Source organism: Microbacterium sp. Soil_N32, assembly GCF_057655505.1.
Genome location: NZ_JBDGME010000019.1, coordinates 634,952 through 654,503, shown reverse-complemented (window position 1 = coordinate 654,503; position 19,552 = coordinate 634,952). Strand labels below are relative to the sequence as shown.

Annotated in this window: 20 protein-coding genes and 2 tRNA genes; 12 read left to right on the top strand and 10 right to left on the bottom strand. The window is 69.4% G+C overall.

Translation table 11 applies throughout. From position 1 onward, the window contains the following. The first annotated feature begins 61 nt into the window (after window positions 1-61). The 7 genes from AC3A3J_RS11350 to AC3A3J_RS11320 all read left to right on the top strand — a co-directional run bounded on the left by AC3A3J_RS11350 (window position 62) and on the right by AC3A3J_RS11320 (window position 6,838). Window positions 62-1,105, top strand: a complete 1,044-nt coding sequence (locus AC3A3J_RS11350; protein ID WP_487672372.1) for a 3-isopropylmalate dehydrogenase — start codon at window positions 62-64, stop codon at window positions 1,103-1,105. A 59-nt stretch (window positions 1,106-1,164) separates the two neighbouring features. Continuing rightward, a complete protein-coding gene (locus tag AC3A3J_RS11345; RefSeq protein ID WP_487672371.1) occupies window positions 1,165-2,265 on the top strand; it encodes a branched-chain amino acid aminotransferase in 1,101 nt (366 codons plus the stop codon). A gap of 84 nt (window positions 2,266-2,349) precedes the next feature. Next, window positions 2,350-3,126, top strand: coding sequence for a fumarylacetoacetate hydrolase family protein (locus AC3A3J_RS11340; RefSeq protein WP_487672370.1), 777 nt, complete (start codon window positions 2,350-2,352; stop codon window positions 3,124-3,126). Then, window positions 3,123-4,388, top strand: a complete 1,266-nt coding sequence (locus AC3A3J_RS11335) for an MFS transporter (RefSeq protein ID WP_487672369.1) — start codon at window positions 3,123-3,125, stop codon at window positions 4,386-4,388. The genes AC3A3J_RS11340 and AC3A3J_RS11335 overlap by 4 nt, the downstream gene beginning before the upstream one ends. Then, window positions 4,388-5,158 (top strand): class I SAM-dependent methyltransferase, encoded by a 771-nt coding sequence (locus tag AC3A3J_RS11330; RefSeq protein ID WP_487672368.1) that lies wholly within the window; start codon window positions 4,388-4,390, stop codon window positions 5,156-5,158. Before AC3A3J_RS11335 ends, AC3A3J_RS11330 begins: the two co-directional genes overlap by 1 nt. Before the next feature lie 12 nt (window positions 5,159-5,170). Further along, entirely contained in the window at window positions 5,171-6,676 is a 1,506-nt protein-coding gene (gltX, locus tag AC3A3J_RS11325) for a glutamate--tRNA ligase (RefSeq protein WP_487672367.1), read from the top strand. Between the two features lie 90 nt (window positions 6,677-6,766). Continuing rightward, window positions 6,767-6,838: transfer RNA gene (locus AC3A3J_RS11320), tRNA-Gln, on the top strand. 93 nt (window positions 6,839-6,931) lie between these two features. Here the strand turns inward: AC3A3J_RS11320 and AC3A3J_RS11315 are convergent. Then, on the bottom strand, window positions 6,932-7,240 hold the full coding sequence (locus AC3A3J_RS11315; protein WP_487672366.1) for a transcriptional regulator: 309 nt from the start codon (window positions 7,238-7,240) through the stop codon (window positions 6,932-6,934). Beyond that, complete coding sequence (locus AC3A3J_RS11310) at window positions 7,230-7,604, bottom strand: hypothetical protein (RefSeq protein WP_487672365.1); 375 nt, start codon at window positions 7,602-7,604, stop codon at window positions 7,230-7,232. The genes AC3A3J_RS11315 and AC3A3J_RS11310 overlap by 11 nt, the downstream gene beginning before the upstream one ends. 184 nt (window positions 7,605-7,788) lie before the next feature. On the opposite strand from AC3A3J_RS11310, the gene AC3A3J_RS11305 reads away from it, so the two are divergent. Further along, a complete protein-coding gene (locus AC3A3J_RS11305) occupies window positions 7,789-8,751 on the top strand; it encodes a DNA topoisomerase IB (RefSeq protein ID WP_487672364.1) in 963 nt (320 codons plus the stop codon). Window positions 8,752-8,791: 40 nt separating this feature from the next. Here the strand turns inward: AC3A3J_RS11305 and AC3A3J_RS11300 are convergent, their stop codons facing one another. Together AC3A3J_RS11300 and AC3A3J_RS11295 are read right to left on the bottom strand one after the other, a co-directional pair. Beyond that, entirely contained in the window at window positions 8,792-9,649 is an 858-nt protein-coding gene (locus tag AC3A3J_RS11300) for a 3-hydroxyacyl-CoA dehydrogenase (RefSeq protein WP_487672363.1), read from the bottom strand. Then, window positions 9,646-10,143 carry a MarR family winged helix-turn-helix transcriptional regulator gene (locus AC3A3J_RS11295; RefSeq protein ID WP_487672362.1) on the bottom strand — a complete coding sequence of 166 codons (498 nt, stop codon included), beginning with the start codon at window positions 10,141-10,143 and terminating at the stop codon, window positions 9,646-9,648. Before AC3A3J_RS11295 ends, AC3A3J_RS11300 begins: the two co-directional genes overlap by 4 nt. Before the next feature lie 98 nt (window positions 10,144-10,241). Between AC3A3J_RS11295 and pepN the strand changes: the two genes are divergently transcribed. Then, a complete protein-coding gene (gene pepN / locus AC3A3J_RS11290) occupies window positions 10,242-12,722 on the top strand; it encodes an aminopeptidase N (protein WP_487672361.1) in 2,481 nt (826 codons plus the stop codon). Here pepN and AC3A3J_RS11285 read toward each other — a convergent pair. Beyond that, the gene (locus AC3A3J_RS11285) at window positions 12,713-13,258 is read right to left on the bottom strand and encodes a GNAT family N-acetyltransferase (protein ID WP_487672360.1); all 546 of its coding nucleotides are present in this window, start codon (window positions 13,256-13,258) and stop codon (window positions 12,713-12,715) included. The genes pepN and AC3A3J_RS11285 overlap by 10 nt on opposite strands. Next, window positions 13,255-13,893 (bottom strand): MBL fold metallo-hydrolase, encoded by a 639-nt coding sequence (locus tag AC3A3J_RS11280; RefSeq protein WP_487672359.1) that lies wholly within the window; start codon window positions 13,891-13,893, stop codon window positions 13,255-13,257. Before AC3A3J_RS11280 ends, AC3A3J_RS11285 begins: the two co-directional genes overlap by 4 nt. Before the next feature lie 155 nt (window positions 13,894-14,048). Here AC3A3J_RS11280 and AC3A3J_RS11275 point away from each other — a divergent pair. Further along, window positions 14,049-14,121, top strand: a tRNA-Glu gene (locus AC3A3J_RS11275). Between the two features lie 65 nt (window positions 14,122-14,186). On the opposite strand, the gene AC3A3J_RS11270 is transcribed toward AC3A3J_RS11275, so the two are convergent. Genes AC3A3J_RS11270 through AC3A3J_RS11260 form a run of 3 tightly spaced genes read right to left on the bottom strand, consistent with a single transcriptional unit; the run spans window position 14,187 to window position 17,186 of the window. Then, window positions 14,187-15,524: an acyltransferase family protein gene (locus AC3A3J_RS11270; RefSeq protein ID WP_487672358.1), complete on the bottom strand. Its 1,338-nt coding sequence runs from the start codon at window positions 15,522-15,524 to the stop codon at window positions 14,187-14,189. Between the two features lie 10 nt (window positions 15,525-15,534). Beyond that, window positions 15,535-16,632, bottom strand: coding sequence for a DUF4349 domain-containing protein (locus AC3A3J_RS11265; RefSeq protein WP_487672357.1), 1,098 nt, complete (start codon window positions 16,630-16,632; stop codon window positions 15,535-15,537). Continuing rightward, on the bottom strand, window positions 16,629-17,186 hold the full coding sequence (locus AC3A3J_RS11260) for an RNA polymerase sigma factor (protein WP_487672356.1): 558 nt from the start codon (window positions 17,184-17,186) through the stop codon (window positions 16,629-16,631). Before AC3A3J_RS11260 ends, AC3A3J_RS11265 begins: the two co-directional genes overlap by 4 nt. Window positions 17,187-17,408: 222 nt before the next feature. Between AC3A3J_RS11260 and AC3A3J_RS11255 the strand changes: the two genes are divergently transcribed. After that, the gene (locus AC3A3J_RS11255; RefSeq protein WP_487672355.1) at window positions 17,409-18,413 is read left to right on the top strand and encodes a TerC/Alx family metal homeostasis membrane protein; all 1,005 of its coding nucleotides are present in this window, start codon (window positions 17,409-17,411) and stop codon (window positions 18,411-18,413) included. A gap of 6 nt (window positions 18,414-18,419) precedes the next feature. Here the strand turns inward: AC3A3J_RS11255 and AC3A3J_RS11250 are convergent, their stop codons facing one another. Continuing rightward, window positions 18,420-19,016, bottom strand: a complete 597-nt coding sequence (locus AC3A3J_RS11250) for an LON peptidase substrate-binding domain-containing protein (RefSeq protein WP_487672354.1) — start codon at window positions 19,014-19,016, stop codon at window positions 18,420-18,422. Between the two features lie 36 nt (window positions 19,017-19,052). Between AC3A3J_RS11250 and AC3A3J_RS11245 the strand changes: the two genes are divergently transcribed. Then, complete coding sequence (locus tag AC3A3J_RS11245; RefSeq protein WP_487672353.1) at window positions 19,053-19,550, top strand: DUF427 domain-containing protein; 498 nt, start codon at window positions 19,053-19,055, stop codon at window positions 19,548-19,550. The last annotated feature ends 2 nt before the right edge of the window (window positions 19,551-19,552 follow it).

Sequence of the window (19,552 nt, the reverse complement as noted above, 5' to 3'; positions counted from 1 at the left end):
CGCTGGGGGAACCGGCGCGCCTCGTCGAGCGTCGTGCCGGTTCCCCGAAGCAAGGAGAGCCATGTCGCGTGTCGTGAAGCTGGCCGTCATCCCGGGTGACGGCATCGGTCCCGAGGTCATCGCCGAGGCGGAGAAGGTGCTCGACGCCGTCACCGCCGATTCGGGCGTCAGCTTCGAGAAGACGCGCTTCTCGCTCGGCGCCGCGAGGTTCCTCGAGACCGGTGACACGCTCACCGACGACGACCTCGCCGCGATCTCGGCGCACGACGCGATCCTGCTCGGGGCGGTCGGAGGCACCCCGGGCGACCCCCGCCTGAAGGACGCCAACATCGAGCGGGGTCTGCTGCTCAAGCTGCGCTTCACGCTCGACCACTACGTCAACCTCCGCCCGTCGAAGCTGTTCACCGGGGCCGCGGGTCCGCTCGCCGACCCGGGCGATATCGACTTCGTCGTCGTACGCGAAGGCACCGAGGGTCCGTACGTCGGCAACGGCGGGGCCATTCGGCGGGGCACTGCGCACGAGGTGGCGAACGAGACCTCCGTGAACACGGCGTTCGGGGTCGAGCGCGTCGTGCGCTACGCCTTCGAACTCGCCGAGCGTCGCCGCAAGAAGCTGACCCTCGTGCACAAGACGAACGTGCTCGTGCACGCCGGTGCCATCTGGCAGCGCGTCGTGAACGAGGTCGCGGCGGAGCATCCCCAGGTCTCCGTCGACTATCTGCACGTCGACGCGGCCACGATCTTCCTCGTGACCGATCCGTCCCGATTCGACGTCATCGTCACCGACAATCTCTTCGGCGACATCCTCACCGATCTCGCCGGTGCCGTCACCGGCGGCATCGGTCTCGCCGCGTCCGGGAACATCAACCCGACCGGTGCCTTCCCGTCGATGTTCGAGCCGGTGCACGGTTCGGCGCCCGACATCGCGGGGCAGCAGAAGGCCGATCCCACCGCGGCGATCCTCTCGATCGCGCTGCTGCTCGACCACCTCGGCCTGGCTGCCGAATCCGCGCGCGTCAGCGCCGCGGTCGAAGCGGACATCGCGGACCGTGACGGTTCGCGCACCACGGCCGAGATCGGCTCCGCCATCGCCGCACGTCTCTGAACGCAGGCGTAGGCTGAAACCGCGCGACGACGCGACCACACTCAGAACGGAACATCACCATGACGACCATCGACGCTCAGGCGCCCGCAGCGCCGCTCGAGTTCGCTGTGACCAAGAATCTCAACGCGGCTTCGCCCGCTCGCGTCGCCGAAGTGCTGGAGAACCCCGGCTTCGGCGTCGTCTTCACCGACCACATGGTCGACATCTGCTGGTCCGTCAAGGGGGGCTGGCACCGCCCGCGCGTGCAGCCCTACGGGCCGATCCCGCTCGACCCGGCGGCCTCGGTGCTGCACTACGGTCAAGAGATCTTCGAGGGGATCAAGGCCTACCGCCACGCGGACGGCTCGATCCACACGTTCCGCCCCGACCGCAACGCGGCCCGGCTGCAGGCCAGCGCACGCCGCCTGGCCCTGCCGGAGCTGCCGAGCGAGTACTTCGTCGAATCGCTGCGTCAGCTGATTGCCGTCGACGGGCGCTGGGTGCCCTCCGGTGCCGATCAGAGCCTCTACCTGCGCCCGTTCATGTTCGCCAAGGAGGCGTTCCTGGGCGTGCGTGCGGCGCAGAAGGTCGCCTACTACGTGATCGCCAGTCCCGCGGGAGCGTACTTCACCGGCGGTGTGAAGCCGGTGCGCATCTGGCTGTCGGAAGAGCACTCGCGGGCCGGCCGCGGCGGCACCGGCAAGGCGAAGACGGGCGGCAACTACGCCTCGAGCCTCCTGCCGCAGGCTCTCGCGAGCGCCAAGGGCTGCGACCAGGTCGTCTTCCTCAACGAGAAGAACGACGTCGAGGAGCTCGGCGGCATGAACGTGGTGTTCGTCTTCAAGGACGGCCGCGTCGTCACGCCCGAGTCCGACAGCATCCTCGACGGCATCACCCGCGACTCGCTGCTGCAGCTCGCCGAGGATCGCGGGTACACCGTCGAGCGTCGTCCGATCTCGATCGACGAATGGCGTCAGGGCGTCGCCTCCGGCGACATCGTCGAGGTCTTCGCCTGCGGCACGGCCGCGGTGGTGACCCCGATCGGTGCTCTCGTGGGCGAGGGCTTCGAAGAGCCCCAGCCCCTGGGCGAGTTCGCGCTGTCGCTGCGCGAAGAGCTCACCGACATCCAGTACGGCCGTCGCGAGGACCGCCACGGCTGGCTGCTCCGCCTCGACGCCTGAGCGCGTCGCCGCTCATCGAAGACCCGCCCTCGCACCACGCCGGGCGGGGTCTTCGACGTCGAGGGTGCTGGCTAGGCTGGATGCATGAAGATCGCCCGATTCGCCCACGACGACGCCATCCTGTTCGGGATCGTCGACGACAAGGATCTCGTCGTCCTCTCGGGCGACCCGCTGTACGCCGGCTACGAGCCCACGGGCGACCGAGTGCCGATCGCCGACGCGGTGCTGCTCGCCCCCGTGATCCCGCGGTCGAAGGTCGTGTGCGTCGGCAAGAACTACCACGACCATGCCGCCGAGATGGGCGGGGAAGCTCCCGCGGAGCCGCTGCTGTTCCTCAAGCCCAACACGTCGGTCATCGGCCCGGGCGATGCGATCGTGCGCCCCGCGCTCTCGCAGCATACCGAGTTCGAGGGCGAGCTCGCGGTCGTCGTCGGCAAGCTGGCGAAGAACGTCTCCGTCGAGGATGCACTCGACCACGTGCTCGGCTACACGATCGGCAATGACGTCACCGCGCGCGACCTCCAGCGCAAAGACGGCCAGTGGACGCGCGCCAAGGGCTTCGACACGTTCTGCCCCCTCGGGCCGACCATCAGCACCGATTTCGACCCGGCAGATGCCGTGCTCCAGACCCGCGTGAACGGCGAGGTCCGCCAGAAGGCGCCGCTGAGCGAGATGATCCATTCCGTCGCCGAGATCATCGCCTACGCATCCGCCGCGTTCACCCTGCTTCCCGGCGACGTGATCCTCACCGGCACACCGGCGGGGGTCGGGGCGTTCGAGGCCGGAGACACCGTCGAGGTCGAGATCACCGGTCTCGGCATCCTGCGCAGCGCCGTGCGCGACGCCGCTCCGTCGGCATGAGCACGCCCGTCCTCACCGCGGAGCAGCAGGCGGCGGTGCAGCGACGCACGGTGCTGACGCTCGCGCTCGGGCAGGTGCTCGGCGGGATCGCGTTCGGTGCGACCGTGTCGCTCGGCGCGCTGCTCGCCGCAGACATCTCGGGCGACGACGCGCTGTCGGGGCTGGCCACGGCATCCGTGACCCTCGGGGCCGCGCTCTGCGCGATCCCGCTCGCCCGGCTCGCCGCGCGGGTCGGCCGCCGCCGCGCACTGACCCTCGGCAACCTCTTCGCCCTCGTGGGCATCGCCGTGGTGATCCTCGCCGCCTCCGTGCGGATCTTCCCCCTGCTGCTCGTCGGCATCATCATGATCGGCGCAGGCAACGCCGGAAACCTGCAGTCCCGCTTCGCCGCGACCGACCTCGCGGCTCCCGCCCACCGCGGCCGCGACTTGTCGATCGTCGTCTGGGCGACGACGGTCGGGGGAGTGGCGGGCCCGCTGCTGCTCGGTCCGGGAGAGGTCGTGGGTGCCGCGATCGGGATGCCGCCGCAGACGGGTTCGTACGTCTTCTCGTTCGTCGCGCAGTCCGCCGCGCTGGTGCTCTACCTCGTAGCGCTGCGCCCGGACCCGCTGCTCGCCGCCCAGCGCTTGGCCACGGCGGCAGCGGCGAACGCGGCGCCCGCCGTTGCCGACCGCCCCGTCGCCGCCCGCTACGCGATGTTCGCGATCGCCGGCTCGCACGTCACCATGGCCTCGGTCATGGCGATGACGCCGGTGCACCTGTCGCACATGGCGCACAGCATGCACCCGGGGCACGATGCGACCGCGGCGGCGGCCGACGTCTCGCAGCTCGTCGGCGTGACGATCGCCCTGCACGTCGCGGGCATGTACGCGCTCTCGCCGGTGTTCGGCATCCTCGCCGACCGCCTCGGGCGTCTGCAGGTGGTGCTCCTCGGGCAGCTGCTGCTCGCCGCCTCGCTGCTCTTCGCGATCTTCACGAATCACGAGGCGTGGGGGGTCATGGCGGCGCTGATCCTGCTGGGCCTCGGGTGGAGCGCGGCGACCGTGGCGGGCGCCGCGCTGCTGACCGAATCGAGCGCTCCTGAGCTGCGCACCCGCCGACAGGGACGCAGCGACTCGATCATGAGCCTGTCCGCGGCAGCCGGAGCGGTGCTGGCCGGCGTCATCCTCTCGACCTTCCAGTATGCGGGCCTCGCGGTCGCGGCATCGGTCCTCGTGGTCGCGATCGTCGCCCTCTCGCCGCTCGCGCGCTCCCGCCGCTGATGAAGCAGTGGGACGGGGTGGGGGAGGCGTACGCGGCCTCATATGCCTCGCTCTGCGCGGGCACGATCGAGTCCGTAGCCCACACGCTCGGTGCGGGCGAGGGCCGGACAGTGCTCGATGTGGGATCCGGAACGGGTGACCTCGTCGCCCGCCTCATCGCCGCGGGGTGGCGGGCGCTGGGGTGCGACCCCGAGCGCTCCATGCGCGCCGTCGCGGAGCGCCAGCATCCGGAGGTTCGGTTCATCGATGGCGGCTTGCCCCGTCTTCCGTTCGACGATGACTCCTTCGATGCCGTGACGGCCAACTTCGTGCTCAACCACGTCGATGACCCGCGCCTCTCGGCCGGCGAGCTCGCCCGCGTGGCACGTGCCGGCGCCCCGTTGGCCGCGACCGTCTGGGTGTCGTCGCCGTCGTGGTTCTGGCGGGAGGTGTGCGAGCGCGCAGGTCTCGAGCCGCCAGCAGGCGAGCGCCTACCCCCGCAGCGGGACTTCGCGCGTACTGCCGATGGGCTGACGGCGATGCTCGGCGAAGCCGGCTGGCGCGAGGTCTCGTCGACCGAGTTGACGTGGGCCTGGGAGGTATCGTCGGCGGCGCTCTGGTCGTCGGCCGAGGGCGGTGTCGCGTCGGCGGGCCTGTTCTACGGTGCACTGGATGCTGCGGCGCGGGTGCGCTTCCGGCGGGGTTTCGATGCGACCTGCGCCGCACACGGCCGAGGAGGTGTGCTGTCGCTGGCGCACACGGCGGCGGTGGCGGTGGGGCGCGCGCCCTAGAATCGAAGGGCTATGGCTACTCCTCATCCCCTCACCACGACCGCCAGCGGTGCCGACGTCCGCGTCCGCTTCTGCCCTTCGCCGACGGGCCTGCCGCACGTCGGCATGGTGCGCACCGCGCTCTACAACTGGGCCTACGCCCGGCACAACGGCGGCAAGCTCGTGTTCCGCATCGAAGACACCGATGCGGCGCGCGACAGCGAGGAGAGCTTCCGCCAGCTCGTCGACGCGCTCACCTGGCTCAAGATCGACTGGGACGAGGGCGTCGAGGTCGGGGGACCGCACGCACCGTACCGCCAGTCGCAGCGGCACGACATCTACCGCGAGGTGATCGACAAGCTGCTCGCCACGGGGGCGCTCTACGAGAGCTACTCCACGGCTGAGGAGATCGACGCCCGCAATGAGGCGAACGGCCGCGCGAAGCAGCTCGGCTACGACAACTTCGACCGTGACCTCACCGACGAGCAGAAGGCCGCGTTCCGCGCCGAGGGCCGTCAGCCGGCGCTGCGCCTGCGCGTGCCCGACGACGACGTCACGTACGTCGACCTCATCCGCGGCGAAGTCACGTTCCCCGCCGGGTCGTTCCCCGACTTCGTCGTCGTGCGTCCGAACGGCATCCCGCTGTACACGTTCGTGAATCCTGTCGACGACGCGCTCATGGGTATCACCCACGTGCTCCGCGGGGAAGACCTCATGCCCTCGACCGCGCGGCAGCTCGCCCTCTATGCGGCGCTGATCGACGCGGGCGTCACGACCTTCGTTCCGCGCTTCGCGCACATGCCGCTGGTGCTCGGCGAGACCGGCAACAAGAAGCTCTCGAAGCGCGACCCGCAGGCCGACCTCTTCCTGCACCGCGAGCGCGGCTTCATCCACGAGGGGCTCCTCAACTACCTCGCGTTGCTCGGCTGGTCGATCGGACCCGACCGCGACGTATTCTCGCTCGACGAGTTCATCGCCGCGTTCGACATCGAGAACGTCAATCCGAACCCGGCGCGATTCGACCAGAAGAAGGCCGAGTCGATCAACGGCGACCACATCCGCCGCCTCGACGCGAAGGACTTCGCCGAGCGCACGATCCCGTACCTCGCCGCCGCGGGCCTCTTCGAGGAGCCGACCCACGAGCAGCTCGTGCTGGCGTTCCGTGCGGCCCCGCTGGTGCACGAGCGGGTGCAGCTGCTGGGGGAGGTGCCCGGCATGCTCGGCTTCCTCTTCACCGACGACATCGCCTACGAGGCGGATGCGCTCAAGGGCCTGCCCGCGAACGCTCGCGAGGTGCTCGATGCCTGCGTCGCCGCCCTCGAACCCGTCACCGACTTCACGCCCGAGACCATCCAGGATGCCCTCGCCGGTGCGCTGGTCGAGAAGCTCGAGCTCAAGCCCCGCGTCGCCTATGGTCCGCCCCGCGTCGCGATCACCGGACGACGGGTCTCGCCGCCGCTGTTCGAATCGATGGAGCTCATCGGCAAGGACGAGACCCTGCGCCGTCTGCGCCTGCTCTCGGAGACCCTCGCGGCCTGAGAACGCCACGCGCGGGCGACCGTGCGCATTTGGAACCGGAGCCGGGGTCGGGTAGAGTAGATTCTCGGTGCGAGGCTCCGGTTTCGCCCTTGGGGTATGGTGTAATTGGCAACACGGCTGATTCTGGTTCAGTTGTTCTTGGTTCGAGTCCAGGTACCCCAGCACTTCATAGAAGCCCGGAAATCCGCAGGAATGCGGAGGTCCGGGCTTCGTGCTTCTGTGATCGGTGCAGCGTCGAGGCGCGTGAGGGGAGGCTCAGTCCCCGACCATCGCGCGCAGTGCCGCGAGGTGCCCGTCGAATGCTCGTCGCCCCTGCGGCGTGAGTTCGACGGCGGTCACCCGGCGGGCGTCGTTCCGATCGGCCGACGGCCCTTTGCGGACACGCACGTGCCCGAGCTCGGCGAGATTGCGGATCGTCTTCGAGAGGGTCGCCTCGCTGAGGTCCAGGGCAGACGCGATGGCCGAGAACTCCGCCCCGTCGAGCGGGCGTAGCAGCGCGCAGAGACGCAAGCGGGTGGGGGCATGGATCGTCTCATCGAAGCGAGGTATGGCGTTACCGGACACGCGCGACCTCGATCGCGTAGACGCGGTCGTAGGCGATCACGCCGAGGGTGAAGCATCCGCCGACGATGAAAGCGATGCCGCAGACGGCGGCGATCAGTCCGAGAAACGAGAGAATGACCGCAGCAGCCAGGGCGACGGCGACGAGACAGCCGAGTCCGACCAGGAGGGCCGCCCCGCGCGGCCCCGCCGGTGCGGAGATCGAGAGGCCGCTGCGCCGTCGGAACACGCCCTCGACGACGAAGAAGGTTGCGACGCCGGTGACGAAGAGAAGCCATCCCCAGGCGAGTCCGGCAGCGGGCGCCGCGACCATCAGCCCGGCACCCACGCCCTGTGCGGGGGCGGCCCACCGGGTCTCGGCGGTCATGCGGAGTCCGAGGCCGCGGCGATCGTCTTCGATTCCCTGGAGCATTCTCCGCGCGGAATCGAACTCCTTCGCCTCGATCGAGTCGCGCAAGCGTGGTGTCGCTGCCGCGCACTGCGACTACCAGACACCACCAGCGCAGGGCCAGCCCCTGCCGTGGTCGTGACGGCGGCGAAAGGATGGTGTCATGGCAGCTCTCGTGCGTGTGATCCCGGGGGAGGACGTCGGGTTTCGACGCCTTCGTTCCGGCACCGGTTTCCGCTACCTCGACGTCGACGGGCATCCGGTGCAGGAGGCGGACCGCGAGCGGATCAAGGACCTGGTGATCCCGCCGGCGTGGACGGACGTGTGGATCGCCGCCGACCCGCTCGCACACATCCAAGCGGTCGGCATCGACACGGCGGGGCGCAAGCAGTACCTCTACCACCCGCTCTGGCGCACCAAGCGCGACCGGCGCAAGTACGGCCGTGCGCTCGATCTCGCCGAGGCACTCCCGCACGCGCGGGGACGGGTCACCCGCGCCCTGCAGGACGAGAAGCTCTCGAAGGACAAGGTGCTCGCCACGGCCTTCCGCCTGCTCGACGACGGCGCCCTGCGCATCGGGTCGGAGCGATACCTCGCCCGGCACGGCAGTCGTGGGCTCACGACACTGCGTCGACGCGATGTGAAGGTCGAGGGTGACAAGGTGTCGCTGTCGTTCCCGGCGAAGAGCGGGCAGACGGCGGCGATCGAGATCACCGACGACGTGCTCGCCGCAGTGCTCGACGACCTGTCGGCGGGGCCCGACCGCGCGCCTCTGCTCGCCTACCGTCGCGGTCGCCGCCGGGTGAAGATCACGCCCGCCGAGGTCAACCGTTACCTGAAGGACGTGACAGGGGAGGGCTTCACGGCGAAGGACTTCCGCACGCTGCACGGCACGATCATGGCGGCCGATGCGCTGGCCCGCATCGGGCCGATGGACACTCGAAAGGACCGCGACCGCGCGGAGCGGCTGGCGGTGCAGGCGACCGCGTCGGCGCTGGGCAACACCATCGCGGTCGCACGCGCGAGCTATATCGACCCGCGGGTGTTCTCGCTGTACGCGCGGGGCAAACTGCTCGATCTGAAAGTCTCGCCCGAGACGGCGATCCGGCGTCTGCTCCGGGGGTGACGCGCGGCGGCACCGCTGTTGGCCGCCGCGCGTCGGGCGGTCAGTTGCCCCGCGGGTAGGTGTAGAACCCCTCGCCCGTGGCGACGCCGAGCTTGCCCTGGTCGATGTAGCGCTCCTTGAGCAGGTCGGCGAACGCCTGCTGCTTCTCGTCGCCCATACGGGAGATGTTGTACGCGGTCGTGAGACCCACGATGTCGTAGATCTCGAAGGGTCCTGCGGGCGCGCCCGTACCGATGCGCCACGTCGCGTCGATCGCCTCGGGTTCGGCGATGCCGTCGACGAGCAGTTCGCCTGCTGCCTGCAGGAACGGGACCAGCAGCGAATTCAGCAGGTAGCCGGCCTTCTCCTTCTTGATCTCGATCGGCACCATGCCGATCCGACCGGCGAAATCGACCACGCGCTGGTATACGGCGGGGTCGGTCGCGGGCGTACCCATGATCTCCGCGGTGTTGTGCGACCAGATCTCGTTCGCGAAGTGCAGCGCGAGGAAACGATCGGGTCGCCCCGTCGACTCGGCCAGGGCGCTGGGCAGCAGGGTTGACGAGTTCGTCGCGAAGATGGTGGTCTCCGGTGCCGCCGAGGAGAGTCGACGATAGATGTCCTGTTTGAGCTCGAGGTTCTCGGGAACCGCTTCGATGACGAGGTCGGCGGTGGCGACGGCATCCGCCAGGTCGCTGCTGAGACGGATGCGGGCGATCGCCGCCTCCGCTCTGCCATCGGCGGCGCCCTCGACGCCCTCCGAAGCGTAACGGGCCGCGAGGCCGCGGAACCGCTCGGCCGCACGATCGAGTGCGGGCTGGTCGACGTCGTAGGCGACGACGTCGAAACCGTGGAACGCGGTCTGGAACGCGATCTGCGATCCGAGCACGCCGGTACCGAGGACGGTGATGTTCTTCATTTTCCTTCTTCTTTCTGTGCGACTTCGTGGGTCGGGTCATTCACGCCAGCGCCCGGTCTGGGCACCTCGGAGCTTCGGTCGAAGCGGGAGAGATCGGCGGCGAAGCGGGCCACCTCGGCGTCGCTCCAGGCCGCGAGATGTGCGTCGACGATGCGCTGCAGTGTGTCGAGGGTGCGGCGGTAGGCGTCGGACCCCGCGGGGGTCAAGGTGAGAGGGCGCCCGCGTCCGCCGTCGCCGTCACCCTCGGCGACGACGCCGAGTCGCATGAGCGACGCGAGCTGCCGCGACACGGTCGACCGGTTCAGGCGGAACATGCGGGCGATGTCGATCGAGCGGATGCCCGGCTGCTCGGCGATCGCGGTGACGATCGACTGCTCGGTCATCGTGAGCGGTGTCTCGTCGATGCGCGCGTCGGCGACGCCGCGTCGCGAGATGGCGACGAGCGATCGCAGCACCGTCGCGCTGTCGTCGGAACGCGTGGGGCGAGTGGCCATGACACCTCCTGTTGCTCTATGCAACATTAAGCGCGTCTGTTGCATTCCGCAACACCCCGACGGGATGGGGCCGACCGCCGGAATGGGAGGATGGATGCATGGACACTGCGAACCTGACCCGCGAGGAGACCGACGCGCGATCCGCGGCGATCACTCTGCACCGCATCCGTGTCGAGCTCGACCTCACCGGCGCACCCGAGCGCGCACGCACCGGTTTCCGCACGGTGACGACCCTCGAGTTCGATGCCGCGGGTTCGCAGACGTGGCTGGATTTCATCGGCGAGAGCGTCGACCGCGTCGTCGTGAACGGCGAACCGCGCGAGGTCGCCTGGGACGGGGCGCGCATCACGCTCGACCGCCTGGAACCCTCGAACATCGTCGTGGTCGATGCCGTCGGTGCCTACAGTCGCAGCGGGGAGGGGCTGCACCGGTTCCACGATCCCGCCGATGATCTGACGTACCTGTACACGCAGTACGAGCCCGCGGACGCCCGACGGGTGATGGCGTGCTTCGAACAGCCCGACATGAAGGCGTCGTACACGTTCGTCGTCGACGCCCCGACCGGGTGGGAGGTGCTGTCGAACCAGGCCCCGGAGCGCGTGGATGCGGGCCTCGGCGTGCAGCGGGTCGAATTCGCGCCCACGCTGCCGATCTCGAGCTACATCACCGCCATCGCTGCCGGGCCCTATGCGCGGGTCTCGGGGGAGTGGGTGCGCGGAGACCAGCGCATCGAGCTCGGGGTGCTGACCCGCCGGTCCCTCTCGGAGCATGTCGAAGCCGACGAGGTGCTCGAGGTGACGAGACAGGGCCTCGACTTCTTCACCGATGCCTTCGCCTTCCCGTACCCGTGGGGCAAGTACGACCAGATCTTCGTACCCGAGTACAACCTCGGCGCCATGGAGAACCCGGGCCTCGTCACGTTCACCGAGGCGTACATCTCGCGCGGCGCGGCTACCGATGCGCAGCGAGCAGCACGAGCCAACACGATCCTGCACGAGATGGCGCACATGTGGTTCGGGGATCTCGTCACCATGCGATGGTGGGACGACCTGTGGCTCAAGGAGTCGTTCGCGGACTACATGGGCGCGCATGCGTCGGCCGCGTCGACGCGCTTCACCGACGCCTGGGTGACGTTCGCCCTGCGGCGCAAGGCGTGGGCGTATCAGCAGGACCAGCTGCCCACCACGCATCCGATCGTCGCCGACATCCCCGACCTCGAAGCCGCCAAGCTGAACTTCGACGGCATCACCTATGCGAAAGGCGCATCGGTGCTGAAGCAGCTCGTCGCCTTCGTGGGGGAGGACGCGTTCTTCGAGGGCGCGCGCCGATATTTCGCCGCGCACGCGTACGGCAACACGACCCTCGCCGACCTTCTGGCGCAGCTCAGTGCCGTCTCGGGACGCGACATGGCGGAGTGGTCCGCCGCGTGGCTCGAGACCACCGGGATGTCGACGCTCTCCCTGGAGCAGGGCGACGACGGCTGGATGCTGGTGCAGACCGACCCGCGCCCGCACCGGGTGCGCATCGGGATCTACGGGCGCGACGGTGAGCGGCTGGTGCGGCGCGACCAGGTCGCTGTCGACATCGTCGACGAGCGCACCCCGGTGTTCCTCCCTGACGCCGACCTCGTGCTGGTGAACGACGACGACCTCACCTACGCCAAGACGCGTCTCGACCCGCGGTCGCTCGAGGCCGTCGAGGAGTCGCTGTCGACGCTCGACGCGCCCCTGGCTCGCGCACTCGTGTGGTCGTCGCTCTGGGACGCGACGCGGGACGGAGACCTCGACGCGCGTCGCTACCTGGCGGTCGTGCGGCGCCACGCGCCGAACGAGACGAACAGCGGACTCCTGACCGGTGTGCTGGCGAACGCGGCGTTCGCGGTGCGCCACTACGTCACCGACGCCCATCGTGCGGACGAGCAGCGAGCATGGCTCGCAGCCACGCTCGTCGCCCTGTGGGAGGCCGCGCCCGGCAGCGACGCTCAGCTCTCCTGGGCGCGTGCGTTCGCCGCGGCGGCGTCGTTCGACGACCACCACGCTGCACAGGTGCGAGAACTGCTCGACGGACACACGCCGGAGGGGCTCGTGATCGACCCCGACCTCCGGTGGCAGCTGCTCACCGCGCTCGTCACTGTCGGCGCGGCGTCGGCCGACGAGGTCGCGACCCAGCTCGAACGCGACGACACCGGTACCGGCCGGACGGCGGCCCGTCGCGCACTCGCCTCCCGCCCGTCGGCGGATATCCGTGCCGCAGCATGGCAGACGGCGTGGGAGGATCTGTCGCTCAGCAACGATCATCTCGACGCCGAGATCGCCGGGTTCCGGGCCGGAGGTCGCCGCGATCTGATCGAGGGATTCGACGGGGACTACTTCGCGCGCCTCGTCGACGCCTGGCGCACGCGGAGCATCGAGATCGCGCGGCGCCTCGTCATCGGGTTCTTCCCGTCCACGTCGACCACCGACGCGGTCGACGCCTGGCTCGTCGCGAACGGCGACGCACCGTCATCGCTGCGGCGACTGGTCGTCGAGCAGCGCGATCATCTCGCGCGCGAGATCAGGGTGCGAGCCGCTCAGGCCTGATCGCGCGACGCACGCTCGAGTGGCATCCCCATGACCGTGCGCACGATCCAGGGGTGGGCGCGGTCGTCGTCGATGTGCGTCATGCCCAGACGTTCCGCCACGCGTCGCGACGCGATGTTCTCGGGGTGGATGATCGCCGTCAGCGTCGTGGGCGCGAAATGAGCGCGCGCGACCTCGACGCAGGCCCGCGCCGCCTCGGTCGCGTATCCGCAGCCCTGCAGCGCGGCCCGCACGTGATATCCGACCTCGAGAACCCGTGCGCCGTTCACGGTCTGCCATGTGAGCCCGCAGTCGCCGACGAAGCCGCCGTCGCGCGTCTCGAGCAGCCAGAGCCCGTGCCCGTCGCCGTCGTAGCGTCGCTGCATCCGCTCGATCCAGTCCGCGCTCTCGGCGCGCGAGAGCGGTGCCGGATAGAACGCCATCACCCCCGGATCGCCGAGCATCGCGGCCATCTCGTCGAGGTCGTCTGGCGTCATCTCGCGGAAGCGCAGCCGCTCGGTGGGACCGGGCAGCAGCCGCGGCCGACCACCGCTCACAGGTCGAACGCGTCGCCGGGGTCGAGCGCCAGGAACTCGCCACCGTTCTGCTCGGTCGCCCACTGCAGGCGCTGTCGATGCATGTTGCGCCCGATGACCGACAGCGTCATGTCGTGGGTGCCGAAGGCGCGGCGAGGCTTGACGGCGAGCACGTAGTCCATGGCGTCGCCGATGCGCAGCCAGGGCGCGCCGAGCGGCGCGGCGAGGGTGTCGACGACCACGCCCTCGGGCACGGCGTAGGAATCCCCCGGGTAGTAGAGCTGCTCGTTGACCAGCACGCCGAGGTTCTCGATCTCGGGGAGCGAGGAGTGGATGACCTCGTGCCTGCCGCCGAAGAACCGCAGGTCGAACTCGCCGATGGTGCGTGCGTCGCCGGGCTCGACGACCGTGACCTCGTAACCGTCGGCGGCCTCTGCGACGCCGGCCGGGGCGAAGATCGGGGTGCCGGGCGCAGCCCGGAGGATGCGGTCGAGGTGCTCAGGCGTCCAGTGGTCGGGATGCTCGTGCGTGATGACGATCGCGACGAGATCGCCGAGGTCGGTCAGGGGAGTGGTGAACGACCCCGGATCGATCAGCAGCGTCTGCCCGTTCTGGTCGAGGCGGAGGGTGGCATGTTCGTACTTCGTCACGCGCATGCTCAGAGTCAACTCCTCGGGCGTTCGCGGCGCAAACCCTTGACTTTCCACGGCGGCACGCCCGGGATGCACGCACGGGCCCGCTCGATTTGGTGCGTCGAGAATCGCCATGGCATACTTGAACAGTTGTCGCGCGACGGAAACGGAACGCAGACGGCCCCATCGTATAGCGGCCTAGTACGCCGCCCTCTCACGGCGGTAACGCGGGTTCGAATCCCGCTGGGGTCACACAACAAGCGAAGGCCCCCGGTTCTCCGGGGGCCTTCGTCGTGTCTGCGACCACGCTTCTGCGCTTACTCGTCTGTCGTTCGTCCTCCGCTGCGCCGTGCAGCCCCGGTGAGCCAGAGCGCCGCCACGGCTCCGAGCAACGTCGCCGCGGCGAGGGCCAGGTCGAGTCCGTACAGAGTGATCCCGATGACCGGCGCGGTGAACACCACGATCGCAACGACGGTGGCGATCGGCGACGCGAAGCGGGCGGGCGTCTGCCGAGGAGCCTTCTCGAATCGGCCGACGGCGAGCGACAGCGCCCAGACCGCCGCCAGGACGACCACGAGCAGCACGGGCCTCGTCCACCACCACAGGGCGCTGCCCGGTTGCGGGAGGGGAAGGGGGAGCAGCAGCTCGATGCCGATCAGCACCATGATGATCGGCAGGTGCCACAGGTAGACCGTCATCAGGCGCGATCCGATGAGCAGGACCGCGCCCTGAGCCGCCCGCGTGCGCATCAGTGCGCTCAGCGGGCGATGCAGCAGGGTGAGGGCCGCCGCCTGGACCACGGCCAGTACCGCCATGGGCGCGGTCGGCGGCCACTGGTTGGCGAGCATGCTCGACGGGTATCCCGCGCCGGCGACGAGGATCCAGAGCGCGGCGTACCCGGCGACGATCACCAGCGCCGTCTGCCACCACTGCCGCCGCGCGAACCAGCCGTCGAACAGGAAGAACCCGATCCGCTGCGCGAACAGCCACACGAAGACGACATTGGGGATGCCGAAGATCTCCTGTCCTATTCCGTAGCCGGTGGGCGGCACGCGGTCGAGGCCGAACACGCCGTCCACGACGAGGAAGCGCAACGCATCGACGGCGAAGGCGCCGAGCAGGAGGACTGCCGGCACGCGGAGACCCCATCGGGCGTGCGCCCGGATCATGAACGGGGCGCAGGCCTGCGCGATGAGGTACGCCGCGAGGAACCAGAGCGGCGAGCCCACGCCGATCGCGATCGTGTCGACGAGTTCCGGATGGACGCCGAGGAGGCGCACGGCGCTGAGAGCGACGGTGAAGAAGATCATCACCGGCACGGCCGGCCGGGCCAGTCGCGCCAGTCTCACGCGCACGAACCGATCGGCCGATTCCCCGCGCCGCTCGGCGGACCGCCACCCCGCACGAGCGGCGTAGCCGCCGACGACGAAGAAGAGCGGCATGATGTTCGCCACCCAGGTGCCGAGATCGAAGACGGGCAGCTGCTCGACCGTCCGCTCGATCACGAGGCCGCCGTCGGCGTCTCGGCCGACCCCCGTGAACAGGATGTGCACGAACACCACGAGCAGCACGCAGGCGACGCGTGTCAGATCGAGGGTGAGGTCGCGGCCGGCGGGAACCGTGCGAGGCGTCGTCGAGGAAGCGGCGCGTGTCATGCCGAAGACTCTAGGGGAGCGGGCCCGCATCGTCGCGACGGCGGGCGCGAGCCCGACGGACGAGCCAGACCACCAGCACCACGGCACCGGCGATCGCCAGCCACGGAAGCACGAAGCCCACGGCGATGACGAGCGCGTTGAGCGAGACGATGAGGCCGTTCCACCCGGCCAACAGCCCGTCGCCGAAACCCGCGGGGTCGGCGCTGGTCGTGGTTGACGCCGGCGTCAGCTGCACCTGCAGAGTCGACATCGCGACCTGGTCCTCGAGGGCGCTGAGCTGCTGCTGGTAGGACTCCAACTCAGCCTGGCGGTCGGTGAGGGCGACCTCGGCCTCGATCAGCTCCGACACCGACGCCGACTGCGACAGGAGCTCGGTGAGTCGCTGCACGGACGCCAGCGATGCCTCGACGCGGGCACGCAGGTCGACCGCGGTCGCGGTGACGTCCTGACGCGAGATCGAAGACGACAGCACCTCGCCGGTCTCGTCGAGGTCGTCGATCACGGCAGTGAGGTCGGCGGACGGCACCCGGATGCTCACCCAGCCGTAGTCGGGCTGCGTCGGCCCCGGCGCGGAGGAATCGATGGCGACGCCCGAACGCCCCACGTCGGTGCTCTCGACGTAACCGCCGTACTGCTCGGCGAGGGCGGCGATGTCGTCCGCGGCCTCCGCGATGTCCTCGACCTCGATCGACGCGTTCGCAGTCGCGACGATGTCACGGCCCTCCTCGCCGATCTCGCCGGGGAGCGCCGCGCTCGATTCGGCCGTCCCCGATCCCGCGCTGCGATCGGCTGCTGCTCCCTGGTCGGGGAGGGGGACCGCGGGAAGGGGAGCACCACCGACGAAGCCCACGCCGTCGGCGGTGCTCGTCGCAGAGCTCGAACCGGTGAGCGCGAGGATCGGCGGCGTCACCAGAACACCCACGGCGAAGGCCGCGGCCACCCCGATCCCCGTCAGCCAACGGCGTCGGCGCGCACGGGATCGCGCGGCTGCCGGCGAAGCACTGGTGCGCGGCTCCGCAGCGATCTCGGCGAAGACACCCTCTTCGATGCGCGCGATGGCCTCGTCCGAGAGCATCGGCAGCCCGTCGTGTCGCTTCTGGTCGTTCATGCGTCTCTCTCTTCCTCGACGGCGACCCGGAGTCGGGTGCGCACTCGTGAGAGACGGTTACGGACCACCGCGTGGCTCACTCCCAGCCTCGTGGCCGCCGCCTGATAGGCGTACCCCTCGGCGGCGCACAGACGGAGGATCTCGCGATCGAGCTCGCCGAGTGTGCCGACCGCATCCGCGATGCGTGCGGCGAGGTCGGCCGTGATCACCTGCTGCTCCACGTCGACCGTGTCGACGATGTCGCGGTCGAGGGCGTCCGCGGTGTGCGCGCGATCCCTGCGCTGCTGCCGCAGCCGATTCGCGGCCTGGAAGCGGCAGATCGTCGCGAGCCACGGGAGGATCGACTCTCCGTGCAGCTGCAGTGACGGCAGTTTGCGCCACGCCACCACGAACGTCTCCTGCGTGACGTCTTCGGCGTCGGGAGGCGACGCGAGGATGCCCTGGGCGATCCAGTACACGGGGCGGACGTGTGCGCGGTACAGCTCGCGGAAGGCGCTCTCGTCGCCGTTCGCGGCACGAGCCGCCCATCTCTGATCACTCGTCTGTGCGGGCATCCTGATTCCGTTCGGTGTCTCTCACCGGGGAAGTGTCGGCCGACGACCTATCGTCTCAGATCCGCTCGGCTGGACTAACATGGCGACTGCGAGGGGGAGTATCCCGTTTCCGCGCGTAACGTCATCACGAGCATCACCGCTGCTGCTCCGGGCGCGCGCCGCATCCGACGCGGGGGAGAGACTCTCGATTCCCGTCGACCCCTTGTGAAAGCCGTGCTGCCCGTGGAAATCCCCGCCTGGTTCGAGATCACCTCGATGATCGTCCTCTCGATCATCCTCATCGCCGATCTCCTCCTCATCCGCCTCCGCCCCCATATCCCGTCGGCGAAGGAGTCGACCCTGTGGGTGGTGTTCTACGTCGCACTCGCTCTGCTCTTCGCCGTCCTGCTCGGCAACGTCGGCGGCTGGCGCAACGCCGGCGACTTCATCACCGGTTGGGCGCTGGAATACAGCTTGTCGGTCGACAACCTCTTCGTGTTCGTGCTGATCATGGCGCAGTTCGCCGTGCCCCGTCGACTGCAGCAGCAGGTGCTGATGATCGGCATCATCATCGCGCTCGTGCTCCGTGGCGCGTTCATCCTGGTGGGCGTGACGATCATCGAGAACTTCTCGCCGATCTTCTACGTCTTCGGCGCGTTCCTCGTGTACACCGCGATCAAGCAGGCGCTGCCCGAGGGCGATCACGACGACGACGTGCGGCGGGAGAACTTCATCGTGCGGCTCCTCCGGCGGCGCATCGACATCAGCGAGGGCTACGACGGCTCGAAGATCCGCACGACCGTCGACGGCAAGCGCATGTGGACGCCGATGATCATCGTGTTCATCACCATCGGCGTCACGGACCTCATTTTCGCGATCGACTCGATCCCCGCGATCTTCGAGATCACGACGAACGGCTTCCTGGTCTTCTCGGCGAACATCTTCGCCCTGATGGGACTGCGGCAGCTGTACTTCCTGCTCGGCGATCTGCTCGACCGGCTCCGATACCTGCACTACGGCATCGCGGTGATCCTGGGCTTCATCGGCATCAAGCTCATCCTCCACGCGCTGCACGTGAACGAACTGCCCTTCATCAACGGCGGAGAGCACGTCGAGTGGGTGCCCGACATCGACAACCTCGTGTCGCTCGGAGTGATCGTCGTGTCGATGACGATTGCGACGGTCGCCAGCCTCATCGCGTCGTCGCGTGACAAGCGGGCGGCGAAGGCTGCGCCGACCGTGGAGTGAGACCCGTCACTCGGCCGACCAGAGGAGCTCCGCTTCGAGGGTGAGGTCGATGAGCTGACGGAGCAGCCCGCCGACCGTGGTCGACTGCAGCAGGCTGTAGCGGTCGTACTCGCCGAGCGGGGCGATCGCTGCGAGCTGCCAGGCGGCCGCGATCGGGTTGTCCGACAGAGCGGTTCCGGCATCCCACCGTGCCTCGGGGGACCGGGAGAGCGCGCGTCGCACGATCGACTCGGCCTCGGTGCGCATCGGTGCGAGGGCCTCGTTCCAGAGCAGGTCGGGGAGAGGGGTGATCTCCGCCCGAGGATAGGGGTCGTCCTCCGCCCACCGCTCCACCCGGAACCGCTCGGTGCCGACCGCGACGGCCTGCAGCACGTCGGCACCGGCCGAGACGCTGACCAATCGTGCCATCGTGCCGACGCCTGCGCGCTGGTCGCCGCCCCCGGCCTCGTGACCGCGCTCGATGAGCACGACGCCGAAGCGGGGCTCGTCATCGTCGAGCAGACGTCCCATCATCGTGAGATAGCGCGGTTCGAACACGCGCAGCGGCAGGGGGCTGTACGGGAAGAGCACCGAGCCGAGAGGGAACATCGGGGTCGCATCCATCGCCCCAGTCAACACCGTCGGACGTACAGTGAGAAGATGCGCAGACCCGAACCGCTCATTCCCGGACCCGGACAGGAATCGGTGTGGGACTACCCGCGGCCTCCGCGTGTCGAGCGGGTGGACGAGCGCGTCACGATCCGCCTCGGCGGCTCTCTGATCGCCGACACCGACGACGCCGTGCGCGTGCTCGAGACGAGTCACCCTCCGGTCTACTACCTGCCGATCGGGGACTTCGCGCCGGGCGCGCTCGTCGACGCCGCCGGCTCGTCGTTCTGCGAGTTCAAGGGCGCCGCCCGCTACTTCGACGTGCAGGGCGGCGGGCTGGTGCGCCCCCGTGCTGCCTGGACCTACCCCGACCCGTCACCGGGGTTCGACGCACTGGTCGGCCGGGTCGCGGTGTATGCGGCGCCGATGGACGAGTGCACGGTGGGCGGCGAGGTCGTGACGCCGCAGCCCGGCGGTTTCTACGGCGGGTGGGTCACGTCGCGGGTGGTGGGCCCGTTCAAGGGGATCCCGGGGTCGATGGGCTGGTAGCC

Bases quoted from the DNA above. Each gene is read 5' to 3' on its own strand.
- AC3A3J_RS11335 (WP_487672369.1), top strand. From the start codon at position 3,123: ATGAGCACGCCCGTCCTCACCGCGGAGCAGCAGGCGGCGGTGCAGCGA.
- AC3A3J_RS11350 (WP_487672372.1), top strand. From the start codon at position 62: ATGTCGCGTGTCGTGAAGCTGGCCGTCATCCCGGGTGACGGCATCGGT.
- AC3A3J_RS11345 (WP_487672371.1), top strand. From the start codon at position 1,165: ATGACGACCATCGACGCTCAGGCGCCCGCAGCGCCGCTCGAGTTCGCT.
- AC3A3J_RS11340 (WP_487672370.1), top strand. From the start codon at position 2,350: ATGAAGATCGCCCGATTCGCCCACGACGACGCCATCCTGTTCGGGATC.
- AC3A3J_RS11280 (WP_487672359.1), bottom strand. From the start codon at position 13,893: ATGCGCGTGACGAAGTACGAACATGCCACCCTCCGCCTCGACCAGAAC.
- AC3A3J_RS11245 (WP_487672353.1), top strand. From the start codon at position 19,053: ATGCGCAGACCCGAACCGCTCATTCCCGGACCCGGACAGGAATCGGTG.
- pepN (WP_487672361.1), top strand. From the start codon at position 10,242: ATGGACACTGCGAACCTGACCCGCGAGGAGACCGACGCGCGATCCGCG.
- AC3A3J_RS11265 (WP_487672357.1), bottom strand. From the start codon at position 16,632: ATGAACGACCAGAAGCGACACGACGGGCTGCCGATGCTCTCGGACGAG.
- AC3A3J_RS11250 (WP_487672354.1), bottom strand. From the start codon at position 19,016: ATGGATGCGACCCCGATGTTCCCTCTCGGCTCGGTGCTCTTCCCGTAC.
- AC3A3J_RS11295 (WP_487672362.1), bottom strand. From the start codon at position 10,143: ATGGCCACTCGCCCCACGCGTTCCGACGACAGCGCGACGGTGCTGCGA.
- gltX (WP_487672367.1), top strand. From the start codon at position 5,171: ATGGCTACTCCTCATCCCCTCACCACGACCGCCAGCGGTGCCGACGTC.
- AC3A3J_RS11310 (WP_487672365.1), bottom strand. From the start codon at position 7,604: ATGACCGCCGAGACCCGGTGGGCCGCCCCCGCACAGGGCGTGGGTGCC.
- AC3A3J_RS11260 (WP_487672356.1), bottom strand. From the start codon at position 17,186: ATGCCCGCACAGACGAGTGATCAGAGATGGGCGGCTCGTGCCGCGAAC.
- AC3A3J_RS11300 (WP_487672363.1), bottom strand. From the start codon at position 9,649: ATGAAGAACATCACCGTCCTCGGTACCGGCGTGCTCGGATCGCAGATC.
- AC3A3J_RS11305 (WP_487672364.1), top strand. From the start codon at position 7,789: ATGGCAGCTCTCGTGCGTGTGATCCCGGGGGAGGACGTCGGGTTTCGA.
- AC3A3J_RS11270 (WP_487672358.1), bottom strand. From the start codon at position 15,524: ATGACACGCGCCGCTTCCTCGACGACGCCTCGCACGGTTCCCGCCGGC.
- AC3A3J_RS11330 (WP_487672368.1), top strand. From the start codon at position 4,388: ATGAAGCAGTGGGACGGGGTGGGGGAGGCGTACGCGGCCTCATATGCC.